Raw genomic sequence first — 26730 nt, 5'->3', positions numbered from 1 at the left:
GTCAAAAGATATCACTTGCTTTAAGCTGAGCTAGGGGATGCTGATCGATTGCCTTCACTAACATGCTGTCAAAGAGTTTCAAATAGACTTCCGTTGAGCTAAGCCATGCATGGCGCATTAGCTCTTTTATTGTATAAATATTTACACCCGACTCGAGCAGAAACAGAGCGAACGAATGCCGCATTGAATGAACGGAAAGTTGGTATGGTTTTCTGTCGCCTTCAGGAATTGAGCTTGCCTCACTGATTAAGGCAGCGAACATTTTTTGAACAGTGCTATCATGTAGAGGCGATTTCCCCTTATCATCAGAAAAGATAAACAGCTTAGGGTAATCCGGTTTTTCCAATACACCACCATAGCGAAACTTCACGTAGGCGCAAAGTATCTCAAGCGATGAAAGGGTTATTTTGCTCGGCTGCTTGTATCCTTTCTTTCCCTTCCCTCGGACAAGAATTTCCTGCCGAGAAGGAACAATATCCTCAACCTGCAAATGAAGTAATTCGCTTAGTCGAATGCCGGAGCCCAAAAAGGTCCATAAAATTGTGAAATTGCGGTGTGCTTCACGCCCAAGCCTGACATTACATAGGAGCTCATCCAGCTGTTCTTTTGTAAAAGCGCGGGGGTTCATTATTTCGGTCAGTTTTAATGGAGAGGGTTCGTTTCATTTTGCCAATATTACTATTGTAGAAATGTGCGAACACCTCACCAAGGAAACTTCTTAAAAACGCAGCTTTTTTGCTGCGCGTATTGAGCTTTTTGACGGGGGTTAAATATTCCGTCAAAAAGAGTGCAGTGGCTACCTCTCTGATATTTGGATTGATACCCTTCTGACTGTGGCAGTGCCTCCTAAATAAATCCATTTCATAACGGTAAGCTTGTTGTGAGGACGTAGCTAAACTTTGAAAAGCATCACTTGCAAAATAATGAGCGATTGCATCTTCCAGTAAAACCTCATCATGAGGTTTCGTTGTGTCGTTACTGCTGTTTATGGGCAGAAAGCGAAACAAGGTGCGCTGGAAAGCATCGGGTCCGTACTAATCTGCAAGCTGAGCGATGGATTCTTCGAGGAGAACCTCTTTAGAGACAGCGTCATCATACAAGGGCATGTTTTTTCTCCTCTACTCATATTTCAGCATATTGATTTGATTAATCATATATTTATCTTGTCGTCCCAAGTGTATATACAAACTGACAGTATCTAATCGTGAGACGCGTGCCAATTCTTTCATAGCTTGTGGCAGTATTCCTTTCTTAGCCAACCGTGTAATAAAGATATGCCGGAAAAAATGAACCCCTCCTGGGAACGGCCAACCGGCAATCATGGCATAGAGTTTGAAATGTCGATATAAATGGTTTGCAATGGACTGTGGATGATGTCCAAGAAGGTAACACTGAGATGACCACATATTTTGATTTTGCCGTAGTAGATCTAATAGTGTTCCGGCAAGAGGTAGGAGATGACTCTTTTTACCTTTACTTCGAATTACAATGGTGCGGGTCCCAAGGTTGATGTCGTTCCATTTGATATTTGCTGCTTCCGACAACCGCAAACCAAGATGGAAAAGCAGACGATATCCAATTTGTTCACGTATAGGGTCTGCTGAATAACGGTCCACGACTTGAAAATAAATCCCGATTTGCTGATTAGTTGGGGTGTCTCTAGGGTTGTACCGCGGTGCCTTTATTGCCCGAAAACGCTTAAGGGGGGGTTCGTACCCAAAACGTTCCTTTAAGTAGTAGAAAAACAACCGTATTGAAGAGATGTGATGACAAAATGTTACCGGACTGCAAGTTCCGTCAGTTACCTGTTTTAATTTGTAGGTCCGAAATGCAAGGATGTGATCATTTTGAATTTGTAAAATTGAAATTTGATCAGGGGAAGTACCCATGAACAATCCGATATTGGCGCAGAGCCAGCCAAAAAGTTGTTGGACACTAGCAACCGTATGACGAATATAATCACGGGATAGGCCCCTTGCCTCAAGGTGCGATTGATAGTTGAGGACTCGTGGGTGCATTTTTAACCGCTGGTGTGGAGTTTTATCACTAGCAGGAGAAATTCCTTGACTTAAAAAACCAGCATGAATCGATTTTCTGACTAAGAAACGAATTAGGTGTGCACAGTGCGTACTTTTGGATGCATGCTCACTTGCATACTGAAGACACTCAGTATTAAGCAGATGTTCATTTTGAACTTGATCAATAGTTATCTGATAGAACCTTGCAATAATAACTAACAACTGTCGAACGTGTTCATATTTTCTGAAAAATACTAGGGGCGTGTTTGTCATGTTTTGCTTTAAATAATCTTGTAAAAGAAGTGGTTGGATTTCACTCTGAACTCTATTTTCCCAGACCCAAAGGTTGATACCTTGTGGTCCCAAACGAGCGTGGCTCTCTGGAATATGACTTTCGGACTGCAGTTTCTCTGCATACAGCATGTTCTCCACCTTCTCTCGTGTGACTTTCCTAATATCATGCTCGTCACTTGTCGGTGGAAATATACCGGAAGGGGGAAGAATCTTTTCGGCAAAAGAAAAATTCTGCCGAAAAGATTCTTGGGTTTCTGAAGGTTCCAGATCGTTGATCTGGTGAGGGTTTTGGTTCGAGGGGTTTGCCTTTTCGAAGTAATTCACCTGAGTTTCCTCCATTCATGTCTGTTTGCTACTTAGCGTTGGCATGAATGGGGTGGCGTTTCAAATGTCATAGTTCAACTAAACTTGGCCATCGTTTGTTTGCATTTGTTGTTACTTCAGCCGATGATATTCGGTGCGTTCTCGATATTCCTTTAATTCATGAAGCATCCCCGCATAGGAAGGTAAGGTTTCGTCCTTTGGGACAATAACCCATAACGCCCGTTTGCTCTCAGGCTTGAATGGACGATAGGTGGTAATAACATGCTTAGCCAATGGGAACAGTTCCTTGAGGGCACCCCGGAGCACATTATCGATTAACGGTTCGTGATTCAAATGAAAATCAAAGTAGTCGAACTCAGGATACGTTGTCACCCATCGGCCGGTAACAGCTGTTGATTCTTGCTTAAACAGCTCCAGGGCATCTGCAATCACATATCCACGGATGCTCGATACTTCTGATCTTTTCTTTGCCAATTCTTTAAGGTGTACGTGTTGAGATACACCTTCTTCAAAATACTCCGGTGATTCAGGTAAGGAATTAGGGTCAGGGCTCTCATAATTGATTAGCTGCCAGGGATGCCCAAAGAGAACAGTGAGTTTAAATGGCCGCGGCCAAATAGGTAACGTTGATTTCTTTAAAAGATTGCTGACAGCGCCGCTTGATAGTTCTAGCTCATTCATGATATCCGTATTTTTGAGCTTATAAAGCTTTGCGCATAACTCGCGTCTAAATGTAAGGCTGGGGTCGCTCATGAGTATTTTCCAGTGTTCTATCGAACTCTGCAGAATAAGCAACTCATAGTGACAAAGACCAAGTACTTTAAGTCGAGCCTTTACTAATAGACCTAATCTAGGGTTTTCGCTATCCATTTTGAGAGCATTTAAGTATTCGTTTAGGGCTTGATGTACCTCGCTGCGATTTGTTTTGTACATTATTGGATCAAATGTCATAGGATCATCACCAATAACAATGGTAGCCCAGGTTGAAATACCTGATAGAAACCCTTAGTCCAACTAAGAGTTCTTAGGCAGGTTGAATAGATGGATAGACTTGTTGCTATAAAAATCGACCTCCACTAAAGGGAATAGTGCATAGGAAAAGCAGGATAAAACAAAAAACACTGTGCAGCCATAAGCTTCATAGTGTTTCACTCCAAAATTATATTTTCATTTGTACCTTGACCTGAATAATGCCAAGGACACACTCCAACAGATTAGATATATAACTTTTACAAGGGGATTAAAGTCCATGACGAAATAAGCCTATGGAATCCTTATTTACAAAAAAAGTGCATTTTTTTGTGCAACCCTTCCGAAGATAAACCATCCTATTAATCCCATACGTAAATATCATGATCGTAAGTAGTATGGGATCATCCTTATCGTCATGTGTGCAAGAGGGACATGACCGAAAATCGCATTTGAGATGCGCCTTACCGACCGGGAGTCGATCTCCACCCGTGAGGAACGGGCGCGAGCAGAGGAGGCCCGCAATTAATTTTATACTATTTTTTCTATGATACTTCAATATCAAATAAATTTTGAAGGGAATGATATAAAATGCAACAAGTATACTCTGTGTCGGAGCTCGCTGAGTATTTAAAAGTATCTACTGACAGCATTTACACAATGGTTCGTGAAAAGCAAATTCCACATGTTCGGGTCCGCAAGAGAATCATTTTCCCCATGAACATGATAGAAGAATGGTTAAATAATCAACAAATTTACTGAAATTAGATGCACATCAGGTTCTTTTTCGGTTCGCAAGGCCGCCTTGGACAGCAATTCATCTTGCTCCTCTGTCCATATTTCTCTTTTATATAATAACTGATAATGCTCCCATTCTGATTTCTAGGAATGGGCTTTTTTGTGCCGCGGCGGTTCTAATAATCACCGTTTATTAGACATGTGATCATTAATTGAAGCACATTGGTAAGGAGAGGGAATTAGGGCAGTCATGTCGAATTTAGATGTTAGCATTTTTTGATAGGTATGAATGCCGTGCCGCAGATCTGAACTTGCAGCAAGAACAGATATGCATTGTGAAACGGTGCATTTATGTATGTTCCTCGTTTCATTTTTGGCTTGATTTTTTCCTATGTAAATAACGTGGTGATAGGTGATAAGATGGTCCGAGATATCTGAGGTAATGCAGGTTATATACTTTCTTACTAGGGGATTGTTGGAATGAAAAAAAGTCGTTGGCGGGAGGTTCCGCTCGGAGAACTTGTCACAATGGGAGCGAATACCGGAAGGCGCTGTTACGTGGGGGTTCGAGGGGAGCAGAGAATCGTTGGACACCAAAGCTTGGCGGATGATCCGATGCTCGCAGTTGACGATCCGCTTCTGGAAGATGCAGAAGGGAACAAGGAGTACATGCTGTATCCGAAAGGTACCATTCTCGTTTCCTTGGGTCGATATTCACGCGGCGTTGGCTTCCTGCAGGGAGCTGCACTCGCAGAGATTAAAATCTGCGGTTTGCGTGTAGATGTAAGCGACGTATTGCCGGAATATTTGTTTTATGTGTTGCGGTGGTACCGAATGAAGCAGGCGGACCGATGGAGTCAGCGACGGTTGAAGAGCTGGCCCATCCCGTTGCCTCCGTTGGTTATACAGCGTGAAATCGTCGAATTTTTATCGAAGCTGGAAGAGATCCAGCAATGCCGCAAGCGGCTGATTACCATGTTGTCAGATTATATAAAGGCCCAGTATGATACGATTATTGTAAAAGGGTCGACGTATCAACCCCGAAGCACGCTAAGTGATTGGATTTACCACGTCGAGGTAGGCCGTCAGCTTCCTGCACATTTCCTGCAGGAAGGTGTGTGGTATTGGAGAGGAAGGCCTGATCCATTCAGGAAGACGCCGCGATCAGTGGAGGTACAAAGCAATTACAATGAACGGATCCAGTATTCTGGCGTGTTTTCCGGGCCAGGAGATATTTTGTGGTATCGGTACGCAAGCGAGCAGACCGAAGGATCGGTACTCGTCCATCGATGGGAACGCCCAGTCGTCATCTCGAACGAGTGGATCAAAGTCACGCCATTGCCAGGTGTTCCCTCAGAGTTTTTAGCTGCGTACATTAAGGAAAATTACCAGCGTGCCGAAGCGTTGTTCCAATACCGAGATCGTGGCCGCATTGCAGATATGATCAAGCAGCTACCGACTGTGGTTCCATCAAAAATCGATCAAGAAGAGTATGCAGCGATTGCGAGGGCGACTGAACGGATGGCGAATGCGAATCTGGACGCGCTCCATAAGCTTAACATTATATATATAAATTATATGGAGGAAATGTTTGGAACAGAAATGATAGATGGGCGAGGTGAGGAAATCGAATGATAACGGAAAAAGATATTCATCGTCTAGCAGAGGAGTTGTGGAGAATTGCTAATCGCAGCGGGTTGGCTGATCCCATTATTGTGTTTGAACACTTATCTTACCTTATATTTTTAAGACTACATCAGAGCTTCGAAGGCGATGACTATTCGTGGTATGACTTGATGGAGTTAATTCGGAGCGAGGAATATCAACTTGCAATTGATGAGTATCAGGAAAAGTGGTTGAGGTTTACTCCGAATGGATCAAACATTCCTCCCTCTCAGTTTCCCTTTGATATCAAGACACTGCAACAGCTCGTAATGTTTTTGAATGCAGCACTTGATTGGGTTCCCGACAATACCCTTACAGAAGCATTCTATGATGCGTTACTAAATCGAGCAATTGGTAACAAGCATGGCATTGTGCCTACTCCTCATTTGCTTGCTAGCACGATGGCAAAATTACTAGCAGAGTTTAACCCGATACAGCATAGTCGGTTGAACGTTTGCGATCCAGCATGCGGAATTGGATCATTGTTAGCTTCTTTATGGAATGAGCTACACACACGAGAGTTTGAAATTGCTAGGCTTGATGGGTTCGAGGTCATGAGTTTGTTTGCTAGAATTGCACAAATAAACATGCTGTTCCGACAAGGGTCTCATAATTGGATTCATAACGAGGACAGTCTAGCCCTACCAAGCGAGTATCGTGGGCGATATGACTATGTGATTTGCAATCCACCTTTTACGAAGAAGTCTGATTGGGTTACAGAGCCGATGTGGTACTCAATGGGGGAGTACGCGAAGCGAGGCACGCGAAGTTATCAATTTATCGAGCTCTCTTTGGCATTGTTGAAAATAGGCGGCCATTGCGCGATTGTCGTTCCGGAAGGACTGTTAAGCAGCACCCAGCGGTACGATGTGGAGTTTCGAATGCATTTGCTCGAACGGTATCAACTTAATAGCGTTGTTTCCCTCCCATCTGGATTCTTCCCTGGGACTGCCATGAAAACCTCTATCTTGTTGCTGACTCGTCCAAGCGATGGGGCGATTCTCGCTAAGGAGGTATTGTATTATGATTTTGAGCAAAAAGCGATTCGTTTACGCACGGATGAGGAATTGTGGGACAAGCTCGTTACTTTATGGAGGACATATCTTTATTCCGGTACCGTACCGGACATTGAAGGTGGACATGCATGGACAGTCTCGCTTGAGAAAATAATTCAGAACGAGTGTCAGTTAGGTGCGACGCTTTATAAGCAAAGTTTATTTCCCCCAAAAAAACACATCGACCCGAGTCGGTTGCTTTACGAAATATTTGAGCTTGAAAAGCAACTCCACAACGAGATGGAGGATTTGTATGAGCTCCATCACAAAATACGGCCCGACGTCAATGATCGGGATACTGATGCTCTTGAAGGAACTGCCGGAGCGGAGGCCGAGCTATCATCGGTACTTCAAGTGTTGCGAGAGCACTTCTCGAGACAACAGAATCTTCTATTAGATGTATACATGGAATCCGAGAAGCCCTTAGCCATTCACGAAGCTGCGAAACGGGCGAACAGGATGCTTGGGGAAGAAATGAAGCTTGGAGTCCAGGAAGCAAATCAAATGACGGAGCTGTTCGACGCACTAGGCTTACTGGAGTCAACTTCATCCGGAGTAATGCTTTATCCGAAGCAATTTGACGAGGACGAGCGAATCATTCAGACGCATAAGCCTGTCACGATCCTATTGTGGAAGAAAGCCGAACGGCTGAAAAGGAGTTAACGGCATGAGATTGCAATCGATCTATATTAAAGAGTACAAGCAATTGAAAGAGTTTCGGATCGATTTTAAGAATGTAGAGCGAAGCATCGGTCAAGATCCATTCCGGTTTCTCATCGGCCGTAACGGGGTGGGGAAGTCGTCGCTTTTGGAAGCGATCGGGTTGATCTTCACTCGGATGCTGCAGGATGAAACGCCAGGTTTTGCCTTCGAAGTCGTGTATACGATGGATGTTGACGGCCGGCCGGTTACAATCGCGGCTCGTCCGAACGACGGCAGCGATTCGGCGGATCTGGAATCAAGGTTGCAGGTGGATTTCACGAATGTGGAAGGGAAGAAGACGCGCCTTAATTTGCGGAAACAACCGTTCAGCCAATACAGGGAATATCATCCGCGCCGTATTATCGGATACGCATCAGGCCCGACAAACGGGTTCGAGGACATACTGCTTACATCTCCTGTGGAGTCGATTAAGAGCGATATTTACGATGCCCGTCACGGGGCCCAAGAAGAACAGGATTACGACCTCAGTCTTTTGGAAATCGAACAGTCACTCGTCAATCTACAGCGTTTATATGACGACGCTTCGTATTTGTATATCGACGGGAAGACATCAGCATTGGTGTTACTCTGTCTTTGTGCTGCGATCCCCTCGATCAATTCCGATACAGAGTCCAGATTTGATCATACATATATTGCGCTCCGAAAGAAGCTGTTCGATATGATCGGCGGAATAGTACCTATCGGAATGACATTTGTCGTTGATGAGATGCGGCTGAAGGAATACGTGGAGACTAAACCACGTTCCATGCGTCTCCAGCCGTTGGTCCGTTGGATGAGCACCCAAAGTGAACAGTCCGATGACCAAAGTGTCTCCCACGCTTGGTGCATCTCCCGCCAAAAGGAGACGTTATCAGATCACCAATTAACCACAACGACTCACAAGGAAAGAGTGGCTTATTTCCCTATTACAGAGCTGGAACAAGGCGCGTATCACTGCTTTGGCCTTGGCTTGGACACACATCCTTTCGAGTTATTGACGATGTTGCTCATCGCAAAGCGGGAAGGGCTTCTGCTGGATGCCCACTTGGTGTTTAAGCATAAGCAATCAAACAGGCTGTTATATGAGAAAGCGCTGAGCGATGGCGAATATTTTTGGTTAGGTCGATTGGGGCTCGTCCTGTTGGCTCGCTCCGCTAGCGGGGACACGCTGTTTCTTTTCGACGAACCAGACATTCATCTCAATGAGTCATGGAATGAGCAATTTGTGGAGCTACTGCATCAGCTATCAGTTACGCCGGATGGGACGACTCGCGACGAGTTTATTATAGCAACCCACTCCACCTTGCTGTTAACGGATGTCGATCCTGATCAGCTCTACTTGCTGGAGCGGACGAAGGAGAAGGAAACCCGCGTTGTTTCCTTGGCGATCTCGACCTTTGCGGCGAACCGTGTCGATATCTCCAAACGTATCTTTGGCGTCACTTCTCCGATTGGACAATATTCGAGGAGACTTGTTACAGAGAAGTTCTCGTCGGACAACAAGGACCAGCTCATAGAGCTCGCCAAGAAGGTCGGACCCGGTTATTATCGTTTCCGCATCCACAGCCAGCTAGAGCAATTTGAGCATCAGCAGAGGGGAGGGGACGACAATCTTACTCCAGACGAACAAGAGTAATTATGCTAGCGATTTGGACTTTGTGTGTCTCTTTATCGAAAATGTTCTAGATTATTTGGCGACCGATCGGAGTCCATCCTTTGATCGTACCAATTTTGATAATACATTCGCGGGACTAGGGGTGGAGTGGTTCCTCGATTATAAAGCGATCCGAGAGGGACTGACCGGGCTGTATCTTCTAAGTCAGCTAGAACGAAAACTACTCTATGATTCTTATAAAGCAGATATTTCATTCGCTGTCCAGCTCGGAAGGGCTGATTACCAATTCTCCTATCCGGGGCTACCCGCCAACGTAAAGAAAATTGCTAAGCCGTTCTTCGAAGCGCTATACGACGATATTTTAGGAGGTTCTACGGGTTTTCGAATGGTTGGGCTTGCGAACCCGAACTTACTGCGTCGTCATGTTCGTCGAGGTTTCTTTGAGGCGAATCGGAAGAGAGATAATCAATTCAATCAAGTATGTCCTGCATGTCTGGGTATGATAGAGGTTGATAGCGAGGACGGGCATGCGGACCTTGATCATTATTTTACGAAGTCTATCTATCCGATGCTCTCCGTGTCGTCAGATAATCTAATCCCGCTTTGCAAGGTCTGCAACCAAACGATGAAACGTGCAAAGGATCCGCTTGAGGCTCATCGGGGACCTGGTCAGCTCGCGTTTTTGTTCCTTCCCTACCATCGTCCAGGCATTGAGTCAATTACGATCGAACTTGACCAAACCGAACCGGACGAGAAGATAGTGGTAGGTGTGCAAAGAGAAGAGTTGAACGACCGCTTTAGAGTGACAAATTTTGTATCGCTCTTCGAGCTGAACGACCGTTGGTCCGGGAGAATTAACTCCAGCTTGTATGAAACGATTCGGCAGGACGTAATCAGCGATTTTCTTGACCCGAATAAAGCCCTGACAGAACAGGCTGTGAAGGATAAACTTACCAATTTGTTTAGAGCAAAAATGAGTTCCAAATCAACGGTGCCCGATGCATATCTACTCGCTAAATATGTAGAAAAGATCATCAATCGCATAGAACTATTTTCTGCCTTTTATCGGGAGATTACGGAGGTCATTGACCTGGAGCGGGAAGAGATGCTGGCAATTGAACTGGAAGAAGAGTGAAGGTGAAGGGCGTTATGGAATTATTATTGTTGTAAAATTGGAGAAAGACTCTCTCTCCTAAACCAATAAAATAAGCCTAAACGAACATAATATGAACATGAAACCCCCAGTAAATCAGGGCTTTAGCCGACTGTAACTTGTTCAAAGTAACGTAGTTCAAATCTTCAGTATTACCAGCGCTATGTACATTTCTCATAAGGAAAAAGTGGTGAAAGAGGAATTTCAGAAAGGGAATGAACATCTTCAATAGAAATCGAACATCACCTTAAGCTAAGAAGGGGTAGCAGAAGCCGCGGCAAGAATTTAGAATAAAGGCATGAGTATAAAGTGAAAGTGAAAGTGAAACCGGAGTTCTATGAATTTTATAATATTTCGCAAGAGATAGAATTCGGAAGGTGATTTGTATGAGTTTAAAAACCCACATTGAAAAAATTTTTTTAGACAATACTGAGTATGCAAATCCTGGTCAAGCAGTAAATCAAGCAAGTTCACTTAATGCATTATCTGGTGATTTATATACAGATTCAAAGCGATTTATTTATGAACTTTTACAAAATGCAGATGACTCTTCTCAAGAGGGAAAAGCTATTAAAGTATGGATAAAAATATTTGGTGATAACTTAGTCGTTGCACATTCTGGAAAACCCTTCAATCCTCGGGATCTTCAAGGAATTTGCAATGTTAATAACGGTACAAAAAAGTCAGATTTGACGAAAACAGGGTATAAAGGGATTGGTTTTAAATCAGTTTTTGGACAATCCGATAAAGTAACAATATTCTCAAAAGATGAATATTTTAGATTCGATTCTACCTATCCGTTTGATTGGAAATGGAAGGATTCGAAGATAATATGGGAAAAAACGAATGAGCGAAAATTTCAATTCCCTTGGCAGATAATACCGATATATACAGAGAGGAAAGAAATCCCAGAGCCAATCAATCAATTTCTTAAAGATAAGAAAGCAAGTGTTGCAACGATAATTCAGATGAAGAATGCGAGTGAGACAAGTCAAGCTGCACAAAGCCTATCTCAAAACTTAAACATGTTTTTATTTCTTAAAAATATTTCAGAAATTAATTTTGATATAACAGAATTAACTTCTGTTGAAATCAATCGAATAGGAAATAAGGTAACATTGAATAAGGGCAACAATTCAAAAAACGATTGGTTGATAAATACTGTTAGTTTAACTGTTCCTAAAGACTTAAAAGCTGTTCTACAAGATGAACGTAATATTCCTGAGAAATTATTAAATGCTGATTCTATAGAGTTGTCTTTAGCTGCAAAATTGGGTGTTAATGGTGTCACTAAACTCTCTAGAGAAGAAAACCTTCTATATTCATATTTGCCAACAGGTGAGAAAAGGTATCATCTTCCGGTACTTGTTAATACAAGCTTTCTAACTACTTCAAATCGTGAATCGCTTCATGCGGATTCAAAATGGAACCAATGGATTTTTAAAACAATTGCCATTGAGATTTTTAAATGGATCGCAAAATTAGTGCGTACTAAGGTTCACTTTCAAGCATATCAATTAATACCTAATGATATCGCAGTTGACGAGTTGGGAAAAAGATTTAATGAAGGGATAAAGGAAGCATTAAAAGATATCCCGTTTGTTACTTCTAGAGAAGGACAATTGATTAGAATTGAAGAAACTATAGTTGATTTTACCTATTTATCTGAGAAATCTTTTATTGGAGAAGAACCTATTAAGAAATTTATTGATAAGAATAACGTGAAACAATTTGCTAAAAATTGTGGTTATTTCTCTGAATTTAAACGGCTTGGTTCCTCATATTTTGACTGGAAGCAACTCAAGTCTTTTCTTACCTCAACGTGTTTCACTGATACCCATACTATTTCTTATAATATTGAACTCATTAAATATTTTAAAAAAACTTGTGAATCTGATCAAAATAAAGGTATTTCAAAAGATGAACTAATGAAAATTCCTTTTATTTGGGATCATAAAAATTGCATCAATTATCCATATCAAGTCTGCTTTCCGACAGCAGATGATCAAAACTGGGATAATCCTTATAGTGATTTATCCTTTTTGCATCGAGATTTACAGAAATGGCTTCTCGAGGATTTAGAAAGTAGACATTGGCTAGAGAGCTTAGGAGTAAGGGAAAAAACAGATATTACGTATATAACGCAGACTGTTTTACCCAATGTAGATGGTTATATTACAAATCAGAATGCCTTGCAAATAGTAAGAGACTTGTTTAGTTTGTATTGCAAAGGGATTCTTAAAGAAGAATTGATAAGTAAATTATCGAGACTAAAGTTGCTTACTCAAAAAGGCTCCTTGCACCCAGCCGAAGAATGTTTTCTTTCAGACTATTATAAACCTAGGCTAGAAATTGAAAGAATTCTAGAAAAAGATATTTTTGTTCATGAATCATACTGTTCAAATAAACTTGAAAAAGATGAGTGGAAACGTTTCTTTAAAATGCTCGGGGTTCAAGAAGGCATTTCAACACTAGTAACCTCTGATAAACTATTTAGATCAGATTTAATTCTTCATGGAATTAAAAGTGAATATAGCGAGTCTTTTAATGTATTTAGATATGGGTTTGGAGTGGATTTCTTCCGTGGCTTAAGAACTCTTAACTATATACAATATACAGAAAATAACCCTAGGTTCGCCATTAAATTTTGGTCCGATTATATTGAAAACTATTCCCCAGATGAGATTAAATCATTAGCAACTGCATATTGGGGCTACGAGCATATGCATGGAAAAACATTCGGGGATAAAGTTGAAAACTACATCCCATGGTTTGTTAACAACATTGAGTGTATTCCTACTCTCTCAGGGAAATGTGCAACGGCATCTTCGGTATTTCTTAATTCAGAAGATATAAAAGAAATTTCAGGTAAATATTTGAAGGTGTTCAACGGACCCGGATTATCTGCAGATTGGAGGGCTCTCTTTAATTTTCGAACAAACTTTGAGTTATCGGACTATTTGGATTTACTTGGTAAAATATCATCAGATATTGACGTTAATGGGAATATAAAAAGTGATAATTACAAAAGGGTTCAATCTGTTTACTCCGTTTTATTAGCACAATGTACTAATTGGAGCGGTGATGATATTTCGGAAGTTGTAGAATGGGCTAGTACGGGGCTGTTATTAAATACGAATGCACAATTTACAGAATGCACAACTCTCAAATATTTCTTAGATGGAAATGAAGCTATTTTTCAAGATCAATATTGTTTTATAAGGCTCAGTGCTGAAAATAAAAAAAATCCTAACCTAGAAACATTCTTAAAGTACTTTAATATACAATTATTGAGACAAAGTGAATTTGAACTAATCCACACTCAAGAGGAAGAGTGTTCGGACTTAAAAACAAAATTGGAGAGTGTTATCCCATATTTAAAAATCTGGATTGAAAATGAAGATGGTGATGATAAAACAAAAAAATGTTTAGAAGAACTACCAGGTAAAGTTGGAGCCATGAATTTTTATCAATCTGATGATCTTAAAATTACGTATAAAGGGATTAATTTTATTAAGAGTGTGAATATACATTTTAATGAAAACAGTCTTCATGTAACTAATCCTTGGAATTCCAATAGTGTATTATTAAGGTTATCTGAAGTTTTGTGCAACTATTTTGACCTGGTGGGACATGATAAAAAACTGGATTTTTTACTCAGGTCTTCTGTCAACGAGATACAAAAGTATTTTATACAGGAAGAGTTCAATTTGCCAAATGAACTTCTTGAATTGAGATATGATTTTGAAGCTGAAGCTGGAATAAATACATTGGCGGAAAATGGGGTTGATGGCAACGAAAATGATATATCTCCCGCATTTTATCATATGACGAAACATGATTATAGTCGACGGAAATACATAGAAGAACGTATTCCAAGAGCTGTAACTAACGTAATAGAACATCTCAAAGGATTATCGGAATACGATTGTTCACATATTCATGGTATAGCAAAAAGTGTTATTAGTGGAATTACGAAAAATGGTAATGAGATAACTGTAGTAGCTAGGCCATCAGATGCTGATAAAGTATTGATTTTTTATGAATCTGAATTTGATGTTCTTGAATATGTGGATGCCGAACTTTGGTGCGAAGATGGAATTACCCCTCCTAAACAAATTACGTTGGGTCAACTTCTGAAAAAAGCAAATATTAATAGAATACCTATTGAGAATATTGATTTTAAAGATGCTGATTTACAAACATTTCTGAATGAACCTAAGTCTGAAGTGTTAGATTTTAATGCTATACCTTATGGTCCTCATAAAATTGCGAAAATTGTCTCTTCCTTTGCAAACACAAATGGAGGAACATTGATTTTTGGACTTAAAGAAATTTCACCTACAGTAAATAAAATTGTAGGACTAAGTGCGGACTTTTATATCTCAATTACAACGAAAAAAGCAATTTCTCTACTTTCGCCGACTCCAACTGTAACTTATGACTGGGTTAAAAGTGGGGAAAGTTCAGTTTTTGTAATAAAAACGGAAAAAGCATCCAGTGACATATTGCTTGAAAATCAAAAGTATATACGAGATGGGTTTGACAGCATCTTAGAAAATAAAGTTCTTGATGGTAAATTGACAATATGTGTTTCTGATTATAAAAAAACGATAGCTATTATTATTGCTATAGAGAACTATTCTTATAGGGAAGAAAATCAAGTGCCCAAAGTGAAATATGCTACTAATGATGCGCTAAAATTTAAAGAAGTATTGATAAAATCAATGGGTGTAGATGAAAATGATATATATATGTATGTGGATGAACAGGCTTTGAAAAGTAGTCTAGAGTATGATTTAAAAGGCTTATTTTATTCATTATCAGAAGAAGATCGTCTAGTTTTTTATTATGTTGGACATGGTTTCCATAATGGTATCACAAATTTCTTATCAACTTATGATATGCATCCATTCCATATTTCAGAAACTGCAGTTTCTTTGCGTAAAATTCTACTTGATCCTTTACTAGCATCCAACTGTAAAAACGCACTCATTTTCATAGATGCTTGTGCGCAAAGCTTCAAGGATGAAAATGAACGTAGACAAATTACCAATATTAATGATGATGAAATTTTAATGCTTACCAATGAGTTCCCCCATTTTGCAACATTTCTATCATGTTAGCCAGGACAAAGTTCATATTCAAGTGACATCTTGGAAAATGGAATATGGACTCATCATTTAGTCAAGGCAATAAATGGTGATGTATCAGAGGTCTTGTACAATAAAAAATATATCACCGACATTTTGTTAATGAAGTACCTTTCAAGTTGTGTATCAGAATACACAAGAAAGGAGCTTGGGTATAATCAGAATCCCAAAGCCATTCTAGATTTCAGCCACGAGAACATTATTGCAGAAATAAAAAATTAATAGTTATATTTTTGAATATTCACATTTGGGGTTCTGGGTTAGAACTAATTTGAAAGTGAAAATGATTCATCAGGAGCTACCTACATGCGGTGGCTCCTCCGTTTGGGGGAGGGCTCATTATCTTCGGATAACCAACTAGTACATGAATTGAAAGGTTGCTCGCTCAATTTTAGTAATAACATTTTGTAACAAATTAAGAGAGTTAACTTGATAAAACACAGTTTGACAGACCGGGGACTGTTACCAGGTAAGGGCGGACGTACCGTAACATTAAAAGGGTATATGATAGGCCCGCAGCAAAGTTAAGTAATCAAGTTAAAGTTACTCTATTTTCAGCATTCTCTTCATTTCCTCCGGAGATGATTGTAGTAGTTTTCTTTTAATAACCTCGATATATGCTACTGGGTTATCCAAAAGAAGAGACACTTCGTCAAAACTTATAGCAAGTTTCAGTCTTGTACCGTCTTCAGAAAATATAATAGTAAAGATCCACACTAAATCCTCTAGTTTCACAGAACAGTTATTACCATTTATAATATTTGAAAGTTGAATTATTGACAGTATTGCGAGTTGAACAACTGTTAACCGCTCATTATACTCACTTTCAATATCAATCTCGAAATACGATTCATTTTCCTGACTATATAACTTATCTTCAATCATAATTGAATCTTTTAATTCAATTGCTTTAATTCTGGTTTTAAATTGTTCATAATAAGTATTTAGATCAGTTACAACGCTTTCCGGAACAAACATCATTACCTTTTGATACTTTGGTAATCGGATTTGAAATATCTCAAGTGTTAGATTTGTAACTAGTTTTACAAATAGTCTCAAACCATAAATTTCTGATATGACCTCATCTATTTCACTCAATGTTATTACTTTATTTTTATTGTTACTATATGTACATTTAATTGTTTCATTTCTACATTCGTAAGAAGAATGTGCAGCAATGTTTCTCCATTGGTTTATTGAAATATTTTTAAGTTTGTTTTGGTCAATACTCTTGAAGTACTCAAATGGAAGCTTAAGCAGAGTCTCAATTATTTCAGTTAATTTTACATTGTTTACTACACTTTTTTCATTTTCTACATTAAATGAACCGTATAACAAATATGATTCGCGTTTCAGCATGTGTTCTATGATTTGGTGAATCATGCTAAATCTATAAGCGGCTTTTTTCCTAAACGATAACTTTTTATCTTTTAATAGTTGTGTCGTACAAATATATTCCCAAAAAAAGTGTAGTGCTTCATCACGCTTTTTAAAGGAATCTGTTACTATATCATCCATAAGTTCTAAATTCGAATTATGTGTATTGATAATAAACTCAACTGCATCTATTAGTGATTCACCTAGTATACTGCTTTTATTTGGATTCAACATAATCAGAAGTCTTATTAATTTATAATTATGAAATGAATGGCTCATGTCAACTTTATAGTTAGCCTGGAAATATTCTAAAGTTAACTTTGTTATTGCTTGTGAAATATCAGTGATTGGTCTTGGGAAAAGTTCTTCTTCATTTTCAAAATCTGCCTTCATATATTTAACTCCTCACTATATTGTATACCTGAATATTTGCGAATTTGCCTACCATGATATAATTTAGGGTCTTGATAATTCGTGGACACTCGTAATCGCTCAAGCAGGCTCTTTTCTTACATACCAGAATTTCCACCTGTTGGCAAGCTAAGTGATTTCCTTCTCATGGTGGATCAGGTGATCCAGAACTACATCCGCCAAAGTCGACTCTGTAAAGTGTTGATGCCATAGATCAACTGGTAGAATCTTGCTCTCTAAATTGGGGATAAAGTGGTGATAAACTGTGTCCCCAACCACCTAAAATGACCCAAATAGAACCAAATGCCAACGCAAAACAGAGTAAAATCAAGGCTTTAGCCGACTATAACAGATTCAATCGGAGCCGCGGCGCAATCCGCATACGGTGCATGTGGAGTGTTGCTCACTGTTGGTCAGGAAAGACTAATAGTTGAGATGTATTGGCGGATTTTTTGAAAGAGGGGAGCGCCCCCTCTTTTTTTGAATATATTGGGTGAGTATGCTTCTCTCGGGGTTATGATATACTTTGCTTTTACATGCTGTAAGTGAAGAAGAAAGGGCATGCACAGGTTAGTTTACCATTTCGGGATAAAGATTTGTTCTGATATTCATAGAGAGGTTTTTGATATGACAGATCATTTTTGGCGTGATTTACCACGACCTTTTTTTATACTGGCACCCATGGAAGAAGTGACGGATGTTGTTTTTCGTCATGTCGTAAGTGAAGCAGCCAGACCGGATGTGTTTTTTACGGAGTTTGCGAATACAGAAAGTTATTGTCACCCGGAGGGGAAACATAGTGTGCGCGGGCGTTTGACGTTTACAGAGGATGAACAGCCCATTGTAGCTCATATCTGGGGAGATAAGCCGGAATACTTTCGTCAAATGAGCATCGGTATGGCGAAAGAAGGGTTTAAAGGCATCGATATTAATATGGGTTGTCCTGTAGCGAATGTAGCGGAGAATGGGAAGGGAAGCGGCCTGATCTGTCGTCCGGAAACCGCAGCGGAACTCATCCAGTCCGCAAAAGCCGGGGGACTGCCCGTCAGCGTAAAAACAAGGCTCGGTTTCAGTAGCGTAGACGAATGGCGCGGCTGGTTAACCCATATTTTGAAACAAGACATTGTGAATCTGTCCATTCATCTGCGGACAAGAGAAGAAATGAGTAAAGTACCTGCTCATTGGGAACTCATTCCGGAAATCAAGAAGCTTCGTGATGAGGTAGCGCCAGATACCCTTCTGACCATTAACGGGGATATCCCGGACCGTCAGACCGGCCTCAAGCTCGCTGAGCAATACGGTGTGGATGGGATTATGATTGGACGCGGTATTTTTCATAATCCATTTGCCTTTGAGAAGGAGCCGAAGGATCACAGCAGCGAGGAATTGCTTGATTTGCTGCGGCTGCATCTGGAGCTCCATGATCAATATTCAGCGCTGGAGCCACGTTCGTTCAGTCCTCTACCCCGATTCTTTAAAATATACGTCCGTGGATTTCGAGGGGCAAGTGAATTAAGAAATAACTTAATGAACACCAAGTCCACAAGTGAAGTACGTGCGCTGCTCGATGAATTTGGCAATAAGGAGCATGATGGGGCAGAGGAACGTGGAAAATAAAAAAAAGAGACGTGAATTAGATGGAGGATCGGATGAATGGAGACGGGGACCAACCCGGAGCCAACAAGCCTTTCCTCTGTTTTTATATGGAGGGGATTACATGTCCTGGAGCAAATTGAAGCAGCAGCTGGAGGGCTTTCTAAGTCCTGCGTTAAATGGAAGGGTAGAATACCGCGCACCGGGTTACCGCTATTTACCTGATAAATCAGGGATTTGTTATATTACGGTAGATAAAAAGAACATACTCAATATGAGTGATAAAACGAGCTCCATCAGATGGTATCAAACGGAGCTAGAAGTTAAGAATGATCCAGATATTCAAATTCCTATCAACAATGACAACATTGAGGCGGTCAGAAAAGATACCAAGGGGCCAGTGCCGGAGGATCGTCTAAAAGTAATGGCTAGAAATAGAAGAACAACAGAATATGCTAAAGAGCTTTTGTCAGCACAGGCTTCATTAAGTAAATCCAATTTTATCGTAGTGGCTAATAAGTTTTTATCTACCTCTGTAGAGGAAAGCATAGAGAGCAATGATATCTTATTGAATATCCTTGCTTTGGTGGACCGAAGAGTTGGAAAAAAGCGGATTTTAAACATGTCCGAGAAGATGAAGTTAAAGCATCCAATTGTGCAGTATTTTTATGAACTACGGCGTAATACATTATGAAGTATGATACCCGCTAATGATCATAGATGAGCGAGGGGGCACGCGATAAATGGACAGAGTGGTGATAATTAAGAACTCACTCTTTTAAGTAGCGAACAGTTATAATTGTTAAACCGAAGACCTTATTTGATTTAATTCGTCGGCTTTTCATTTGTTGGAGGCATTTGCTGCGAGGTTGTTCCCACTGAACACTCAACACAAGTGGAGAGCGTGGTGGTGTTGTCAAGAAAGTAACCTAAATCATAATGGAGTGATTATTTGAGTAAAGCTAAAGGTAAAGGTGGAACAGGCAGGGGAACAGACAAAAAAGGCTGGAATCGATGGCAGGCCAGTGCCAATCGTGCAAAAAACGTGCCCAAGCCATATAAATCCAAAGGCAAAAAAAATGCGGATAGCGAAGCAACACTCAGTCCTCGTAAGGGAAAAAAATCTACGAACTAGGCTAACGCTAAATACGAATATGTAAAATGCGATATAATAAGAATCGATAAAATAAAACTAGGGGTGGTAATCTGAAGAAACAAAAACCAATGTCATTTGACGAGCTGCTAATGGAATTGAAAGGGCAGAAAACAGTACAGGAAACTCCGGGTAATATTTCACTCGATAAACTGTTTAATGAAGCCTTCATGAGCAAACATTCCAGCTATCATAGTTTTGGAGCGTTTTTGGAGAAAGGTAATTTTCAAGCAGTGACTCAGGAGGATATACGTAATATTCCTGATGAGCTATTTGATCGCCATGTTGTAAGAGAGACGGATTTTGCCAATTGGGATTCCATGCTTAACGCGGCAAATTCAGATTATCATTTTAAGAACTGAGCTTCAGTTCATATAGGGCTGCGCCAGAAGGCTTCCGAGATTGATGGGAGTCTTTTCTTGCTGAAAATAGGACCCTATGAACACCAGTCACACTACTACGATCCAGATGATTCTGGGCTACACTCGGCTTTTTCATTGAGGTGAAGGGTAATTTTGCCATTCCGTCGAATTAACATATTTATTGTCAAATTCACTGGAATGGAGTTCCCATCATGCTTAAGAACCTATTTTCATTTTTGAAGAAAAGCAATACTTCCACTTCCCTACAAAAGGCTAATAAGCCCAAATCCGCTAAACCCCGCCCGAAGATTGAATCCACCCGTATCGGTGAGCTTGGCGAACACAAGATCAATATCCAACTCGACCAACTACCCAAGGAATGCAAATCTTTAAGCGATCTACTGGTCCTGAACCCCAAGTCACGTACCGGCCACTCCCAAATCGATCACCTCGTCATCACCCCATATTGCCTGTTTGTCATCGAAACCAAGAACTACAACGGTGAAATCAAAGGTGGGCGTTCCGATCAACAATGGACGGTAAGTAACCGTTATAAAATGTATAATCCTCTCAAGCAAAATTATGGTCATATTAAGGCAATAGAGAATCTGCTGAAGGGTGTCCCTGCTGTGAGCTTCATCTCGATGATTTCGTTCACGATGAGATGCCGATTTAGCATAGATCCGGAGCTCCACAAAATTCATTCGGACGAGCTTATCGTCTATGATGTGGAACTGAGCGACTTCATTTCCAGAAAGCTGCTTCGTTTGAAGACAGAAAATCCCGAGCCTCTATTTACTCAGGAACAGGTCCAAGAAATCTATGACCAACTGCTTCAAGCTAATATCACTGATCCAAAGATTCGTAAACTTCATGTCGAGAAGATAACGGCAAACAAAGGGAAAGCAGCGACGAAATAATTATAATTTTTTGCACTAAAGGAGTTAACTGAAATGATCAAACAACTAAGAAGTTGGTGGAAGGATACAGAGATACCTAATCTAATTGGTCGAAAGAAAGTAGACTTTTCCATCTTTCGTGACGGTACCCATATTCCAGTAGAGTTTCACTCGGATTTTTTGGAGGCCAATCAAGGGCAACAACCGAACTTAGGTGAAGGCCGGAAGGTTAAATTGATATACGAAGATCGTAGTTTTGAAGCCACATTATTTAAGATTGATCAAGTATCTGCTGGTCGAGAAGCCCTACAGTTACGCTATAACGGGAATCAAACGTTGAAGGATTTTTTAATCCAAACATTCTCTCATTCATACTCCTATATCATGCAAGAAAGAACGAATCAACAAGCAGGGGATGCGAAAAAGCCACAGGTTGTCGTTCCTGAGGATCAAGCGGAGTACATAGATTTCTTTGCGACAGGAGTACCTTACGAATACCGTTTGGAATTTTTAACCTATCAAGCGAAGCCTAATGTCTGGTGGGTTAACCAAGGGTCAACCATTCAAGCGGAGAAGAACGAAGGAATTCTTTGGGCGCCTTTAGTAAATTCACAAGGCCGAAAGCTATACCATTGGGAAACCATGAAGGAAGTCAAACAAGAAGATCTCATTCTTCATTATTCGAATAAAGCCATTCGCTACGTAAGTCAGGTAACGGATGCCGCGATAGATGCCCCGAAGCCAGGGTCCATGGCCAATACGAGTTGGCAAGAGGAAGGTCGATTAGTTCGAACCAACTATGAGGAGCTTGTTCCGCCCATTATGCTTCAGCAGTTTAATCAGCAAATCATGCGACTGAATATTACCCAAGGTCCGCTACATTCTGGAGGCGGGGTGAACCAAGGATATTTGTTCCGCTTTTCAAGACAAGGCCTTCAAATTCTCCAGTCGCTCACACCAGACGTGAGTTGGCCAGATTTCACAATCCTAGATCAAGATGAGTCTACTTCCTCTTCGGAGAGCTCAGATGAGGTGATTCCTATTCTACCGCCGTCAGACTCAAGTATTTCAACTTTCCTTCACCAAATCCAATCCTACATTGTCCAAAAAGGTTTCTTTTTCCCCGAACACCTCATTGAGAACTTTTACCTCTCCCTCAAAACCAAGCCCTTTGTCATCTTGGCAGGGATTTCGGGTACGGGAAAGACTCGTCTGGTTAAGCTTTTTGCTGAAGCTCTTGGGGCAACAGGGGACAATGGTCAGTTTACTTTAATTCCGGTCCGGCCGGATTGGAGTGACCCTTCTGATCTGCTCGGGTACAAAGACCTTTCAGGTAGGTTGAAACCCGGCCCTCTTACCGAGGTGTTAGTGGAGGCACGTAGGCCGGAGAATCAGCATAAGCCTTATTTTATTTGCCTGGATGAAATGAACTTGGCCCGGGTAGAGCATTACTTTAGCGAACTGTTAAGTGTGTTGGAAACGCAGGACTGGCAGGAGGGGGAGATTCGGACGCAGGATCTGATTTCTCCCACCATGCTGGATACGCCTGAGGATCAGGTGAAGTTCGGCAGCCTGGGGATACCGGAGAATGTGTTCTTGATCGGGACCGTGAACATGGACGAAACGACGCATCCGTTTAGCAAAAAAGTGCTGGATCGAGCCAATACGTTAGAGTTCAACTATATCAACCTTGAGCAGTATCCGGAGTTAAATGAAGTGGAGAGCCCGAGTGATGAACCCGATCTTGCTGAACTGAATCACCTGTTTCTGCGGTCGGATTATTTGCAGTTGGTTGACGCTTACGATGCTAATAAAGAACTGATTATTCGTACAACGGAAAGATTGGTCAAGATCAATGCCCTGCTCGAGGATATCCACGCTAATGTAGGCTTTCGGGTACGTGATGCGATTTGCTTCTATATGATCTATAACGAACGGTACAAGCTGATGAGCGAAGAAGAGGCCTTTGATTGGCAGTTACTTCAAAAGATTTTGCCGCGTATCCAGGGGAGTCACTCATCGGTTCGCCGAGTATTGTTGAACTTGATTAAAGGAGCGCTAGGCAATGAAAGCGGCGTTACCGTAAATATTCAAGAGTTAATGGAGGATGCCTCCCCACTGTACTCGAGATGGAACGCAGGTCAAACACCACCTATAGCTAAGCATCCGCAAAGTGCGCGCAAATTGGCTTTTATGCTAAGGAGGCTGGAGGAAGATGGATTTACCTCATACTGGCTCTCTTAATCAGGCGGTTGAATTGCTCCGTGTAGACACGGAGCTTTTTACACTATATCTACAAGGTCGTCCTTATCATCCTACAGTGGAGACGCTACAGCTTCATCGGTCCTCTGATCAGGAGTGGGTGAACGCTCAGCTTAGTCTCTATTGTTCCGAAAAAGTTGGTGAAGCTCAGATCAAAGTCTTTTCGCCTAACGTAGGTGGGATGGTGGATTGGCAGCCAGGAGAGTCTACCTTTCCTTGCTTTTATGAGACTCAATCGTATGAGTTAGTTATACAGAAGAAAACTCCTTGCAACCTTTCTTTTTATCATGAAAATGTATTGCTTCGGCAAGCCATTAAACCTTTAGGCGAGTCTATTCTTGCGGGTGTTCTGAATTTTGGCAATGAGGTTGGCCTGACGGAATGGGAAATCCGGGGTGAGGGGCAGACGCTGCTGCGGGTGGAGATGGAGATTTTCCCCTCAAAGATGGATTATAAGCAGGATTACCAGAATATTTTGAATGAAGTGAATGAGCAGATTTACAATCTGGCGTTTGATTTTTTGCGTAAAACCTACCAAATGACAGGCCTTCGGGAGACGCAGCATCAGAGTTTGACGGAGTTTTTTACCATTCTACAGCACGTATTTAGGCAGCTATTAGATGCAGTTGAGCGAATTAAAAACAATCCCAATCACGCCCTTCTTCAAGACCGCCGTTTAGTTGACGTTAATCGGGTGAAGAAAGCCGGAAGAGAGAATATAAGGGAGCTTGCGAAGCATCCTGAACGCTTAAAAGAAGACATGACTTATGGATTCCTGTCTATCGGAGATCGAAAATACACAGCTACTCATTTAATGGAGACGCGTAGACGTCTCTCCTATGATACGAATGAGAACCGGTTCATCCGCTGGATGCTGGAACGAATTCATGGGAAGCTGAAGGATCTGAAGGCCCGCTGGAAAGAGAGAAACCGCACTCAAGACCCGCTGCTGTTGAAGAGAATCGACACGATGATCGCCCAGTTGGAGCGGTTAATGAAGGTGGATTTTTTGCGAGAGGTCGGGGCACTGAAACAGATGTCCGTCACACTTGTTCTCCAAATGGCACCAGGTTATCGGGAAGTGTATCGCTGTTATTTGATGCTCTTAAAGGGCTTGTCTATTCAAAGTGATTTGTTCCGCTTATCCATGAAGGATGTGGCTCAGCTCTATGAGTATTGGTGCTTCTTAAAGCTGAATCAATTGCTAGGACAGAAGTATAAGCTGGTGAAGCAGGACATCATCAAGGTGAATCGCAATGGGATTTTCGTGACCTTGGATCGCTCGCGGAGTGCTCAGATGGTCTATGAGAATCCTACGAACGGAGAACAGTTTATTTTGTACTATAATGCGATTCCTAGCTCGGAACAGACCCCGACTCTGAGTCAGCGTCCGGATAATGTCCTTACTCTAAAGAAGAAGGATGCTGGCAAAGTAAAAGAATACAAGTATGTGTTCGATGCGAAATACCGACTGAATCCAGCGTATGAGGGAACCCCCTACCACAAAGTTTACGGCCAGCCTGGACCTGAAGAAGACGATATCAATACGATGCACAGGTACCGAGACGCCATTGTCTATCAGGAAAAAGGCTCAGGGGAATATGAACGAAGCATGTTTGGTGCTTACGTGTTATTTCCTTATCCTGATGAAGAGCGGTTCAAGAGCCACCGTTTCTATAAAAGCATCGAACTATTGAATATTGGAGCATTGCCCTTTTTGCCTAATTCTACAAGCCTGGTGGAGCAATTCTTAGAGGAGATTATCCAAGATAGTCCGGAAAAAGCCTTTGAACGATCAACACGTCCGCGTGGAACTAAAGAATACTATGCCAATAAGCTCGCAGGTAAAAATGTATTGGTTGGTTCCGTTCGAGGACCTGACCAAGTGGAGATAGCATTGAAGCACTCCTTCTATCACGTACCGCTAAAGAATCTTTCTGACGTAAAGATACTAACTCAAATCGAATATGTAGCCATGTGCCAATCTAGAAGAAAGTTTAATGATCCTGCAAAAGCGGGAATACACTGGGTAGGTAAAACTGCGGATTGGAAGGTGCTGCGGCGTAAGGAAATCAGGGAAATCCCATTTCGCCCCGGTACAGGTGAAGAGCTATATGTGAGATTTACAGTTGAGAAATGGATGAGGAGAGAAACCCCCGTTGCGCTAGGAGGACAAGGGATATATACGGTTCTGTATACAAGCAAATACATTCTAGACCGAGCCATTGAAATTGCGGAGCTTCGACTAGAAACGGAGGAAGACCTTCGTGAATGGCGTGAGAAGCGCAGAAGGGGCAGAGTTAAAGTTAAATTAGATCATGATCATTACGTGGATTTAGGGAAGGTAGTGGAGGTGCAGTATACGCAAGGTGATTAAGCCTATAGATACCTGCACTGGTCAGGGTGCCAATGTCGTAATGCTGGCGTAGGATTCCAAAATCAAAGATCCGCACATTCTGGAGCAGTTGAAAGCGAGATCATATATATAAATGAGATAAGAGCGGGTTGCTTCAACCCGCTCTTAATCCATCCTATAAATGGCAAGAAGTACATTCTATTATGAAGTGAAAGAACAACTGAAACAAGACAATGTCACTGAAGCTGTGGTGGAGATTTTTCACAAGAATCGTAAAGCCTATGAGCGCGGATTCGTCGTGTCCAGACGGCGAATTGGTCGGATCATGAAAGAGCAAGCCTATTTAGAATAAAGTTCCGGTTTGGGTGGTGATTTGTCGTTAATTATCCAGATATGAAGCTTTTTGAAATAACAATGAAATTTATAGTTGATTTCACTAAATCAAACTAATTATAATAAAACATAACGTAACGTTACATAAATAAACAAAAGCAAACAGTATAATGTCGATATCACGTGATAATAATATAAAATTTCATAAATTGTTATAGAAAGATATGATTAGCTATAACGTGTTTAATTTGTTTAGTGCTCTGATGAACATTTATTCGGCATTTAATACTTAGAGTTG

Annotated in this window: 17 protein-coding genes; 13 read left to right on the top strand and 4 right to left on the bottom strand. The window is 41.1% G+C overall.

The window, feature by feature from the left end; genetic code table 11:
* Window position 1: 1 nt before the first annotated feature.
* From G5B47_RS16225 to G5B47_RS16215, 3 genes are all read right to left on the bottom strand, one after another.
* Window positions 2-628, bottom strand: a complete 627-nt coding sequence (locus G5B47_RS16225; protein ID WP_165100025.1) for a tyrosine-type recombinase/integrase — start codon at window positions 626-628, stop codon at window positions 2-4.
* A gap of 490 nt (window positions 629-1118) precedes the next feature.
* Window positions 1119-2636, bottom strand: a complete 1518-nt coding sequence (locus G5B47_RS26060; RefSeq protein ID WP_165100023.1) for a tyrosine-type recombinase/integrase — start codon at window positions 2634-2636, stop codon at window positions 1119-1121.
* A 111-nt stretch (window positions 2637-2747) separates the two neighbouring features.
* A complete protein-coding gene (locus G5B47_RS16215) occupies window positions 2748-3587 on the bottom strand; it encodes a hypothetical protein (protein ID WP_165100020.1) in 840 nt (279 codons plus the stop codon).
* Window positions 3588-4196: 609 nt separating this feature from the next.
* Here G5B47_RS16215 and G5B47_RS25950 point away from each other — a divergent pair.
* From G5B47_RS25950 to G5B47_RS16185, 6 genes are all read left to right on the top strand, one after another.
* Window positions 4197-4367: a helix-turn-helix domain-containing protein gene (locus tag G5B47_RS25950; protein WP_165100018.1), complete on the top strand. Its 171-nt coding sequence runs from the start codon at window positions 4197-4199 to the stop codon at window positions 4365-4367.
* 456 nt (window positions 4368-4823) lie between these two features.
* On the top strand, window positions 4824-5978 hold the full coding sequence (locus tag G5B47_RS16205) for a restriction endonuclease subunit S (RefSeq protein WP_165100016.1): 1155 nt from the start codon (window positions 4824-4826) through the stop codon (window positions 5976-5978).
* A complete protein-coding gene (locus G5B47_RS16200; RefSeq protein WP_165100014.1) occupies window positions 5975-7726 on the top strand; it encodes an HsdM family class I SAM-dependent methyltransferase in 1752 nt (583 codons plus the stop codon). The genes G5B47_RS16205 and G5B47_RS16200 overlap by 4 nt, the downstream gene beginning before the upstream one ends.
* Before the next feature lie 4 nt (window positions 7727-7730).
* The gene (locus tag G5B47_RS16195; protein ID WP_165100011.1) at window positions 7731-9401 is read left to right on the top strand and encodes an AAA family ATPase; all 1671 of its coding nucleotides are present in this window, start codon (window positions 7731-7733) and stop codon (window positions 9399-9401) included.
* A 121-nt stretch (window positions 9402-9522) separates the two neighbouring features.
* Entirely contained in the window at window positions 9523-10515 is a 993-nt protein-coding gene (locus G5B47_RS16190; protein WP_165100008.1) for a hypothetical protein, read from the top strand.
* Between the two features lie 404 nt (window positions 10516-10919).
* The gene (locus G5B47_RS16185; protein WP_206107395.1) at window positions 10920-15659 is read left to right on the top strand and encodes an ATP-binding protein; all 4740 of its coding nucleotides are present in this window, start codon (window positions 10920-10922) and stop codon (window positions 15657-15659) included.
* Between the two features lie 570 nt (window positions 15660-16229).
* On the opposite strand, the gene G5B47_RS16180 is transcribed toward G5B47_RS16185, so the two are convergent.
* On the bottom strand, window positions 16230-17456 hold the full coding sequence (locus G5B47_RS16180) for a hypothetical protein (protein WP_165100005.1): 1227 nt from the start codon (window positions 17454-17456) through the stop codon (window positions 16230-16232).
* Between the two features lie 645 nt (window positions 17457-18101).
* On the opposite strand from G5B47_RS16180, the gene G5B47_RS16175 reads away from it, so the two are divergent.
* The 7 genes from G5B47_RS16175 to G5B47_RS16145 all read left to right on the top strand — a co-directional run bounded on the left by G5B47_RS16175 (window position 18102) and on the right by G5B47_RS16145 (window position 26120).
* Window positions 18102-19091 carry a tRNA dihydrouridine synthase gene (locus tag G5B47_RS16175; RefSeq protein ID WP_165100003.1) on the top strand — a complete coding sequence of 330 codons (990 nt, stop codon included), beginning with the start codon at window positions 18102-18104 and terminating at the stop codon, window positions 19089-19091.
* A gap of 100 nt (window positions 19092-19191) precedes the next feature.
* Window positions 19192-19761: an SF0329 family protein gene (locus tag G5B47_RS16170; protein ID WP_165100210.1), complete on the top strand. Its 570-nt coding sequence runs from the start codon at window positions 19192-19194 to the stop codon at window positions 19759-19761.
* A 258-nt stretch (window positions 19762-20019) separates the two neighbouring features.
* Window positions 20020-20202: a DUF3934 family protein gene (locus G5B47_RS16165; RefSeq protein WP_165100001.1), complete on the top strand. Its 183-nt coding sequence runs from the start codon at window positions 20020-20022 to the stop codon at window positions 20200-20202.
* A gap of 89 nt (window positions 20203-20291) precedes the next feature.
* Window positions 20292-20582, top strand: a complete 291-nt coding sequence (locus G5B47_RS16160) for a hypothetical protein (protein WP_165099999.1) — start codon at window positions 20292-20294, stop codon at window positions 20580-20582.
* Window positions 20583-20794: 212 nt separating this feature from the next.
* Window positions 20795-21502 (top strand): nuclease-related domain-containing protein, encoded by a 708-nt coding sequence (locus G5B47_RS16155; protein WP_165099997.1) that lies wholly within the window; start codon window positions 20795-20797, stop codon window positions 21500-21502.
* Window positions 21503-21535: 33 nt separating this feature from the next.
* Window positions 21536-23725, top strand: a complete 2190-nt coding sequence (locus G5B47_RS16150) for an McrB family protein (RefSeq protein WP_165099995.1) — start codon at window positions 21536-21538, stop codon at window positions 23723-23725.
* Window positions 23697-26120 (top strand): restriction endonuclease-like protein, encoded by a 2424-nt coding sequence (locus G5B47_RS16145; protein ID WP_165099992.1) that lies wholly within the window; start codon window positions 23697-23699, stop codon window positions 26118-26120. The genes G5B47_RS16150 and G5B47_RS16145 overlap by 29 nt, the downstream gene beginning before the upstream one ends.
* The last annotated feature ends 610 nt before the right edge of the window (window positions 26121-26730 follow it).

Source organism: Paenibacillus apii, assembly GCF_011043685.1.
Lineage (GTDB): Bacteria > Bacillota > Bacilli > Paenibacillales > Paenibacillaceae > Paenibacillus_AQ > Paenibacillus_AQ sabinae.
Note: the sequence above shows the minus strand (reverse complement) of the source record. Positions and strands in the feature narration are given on the sequence as shown.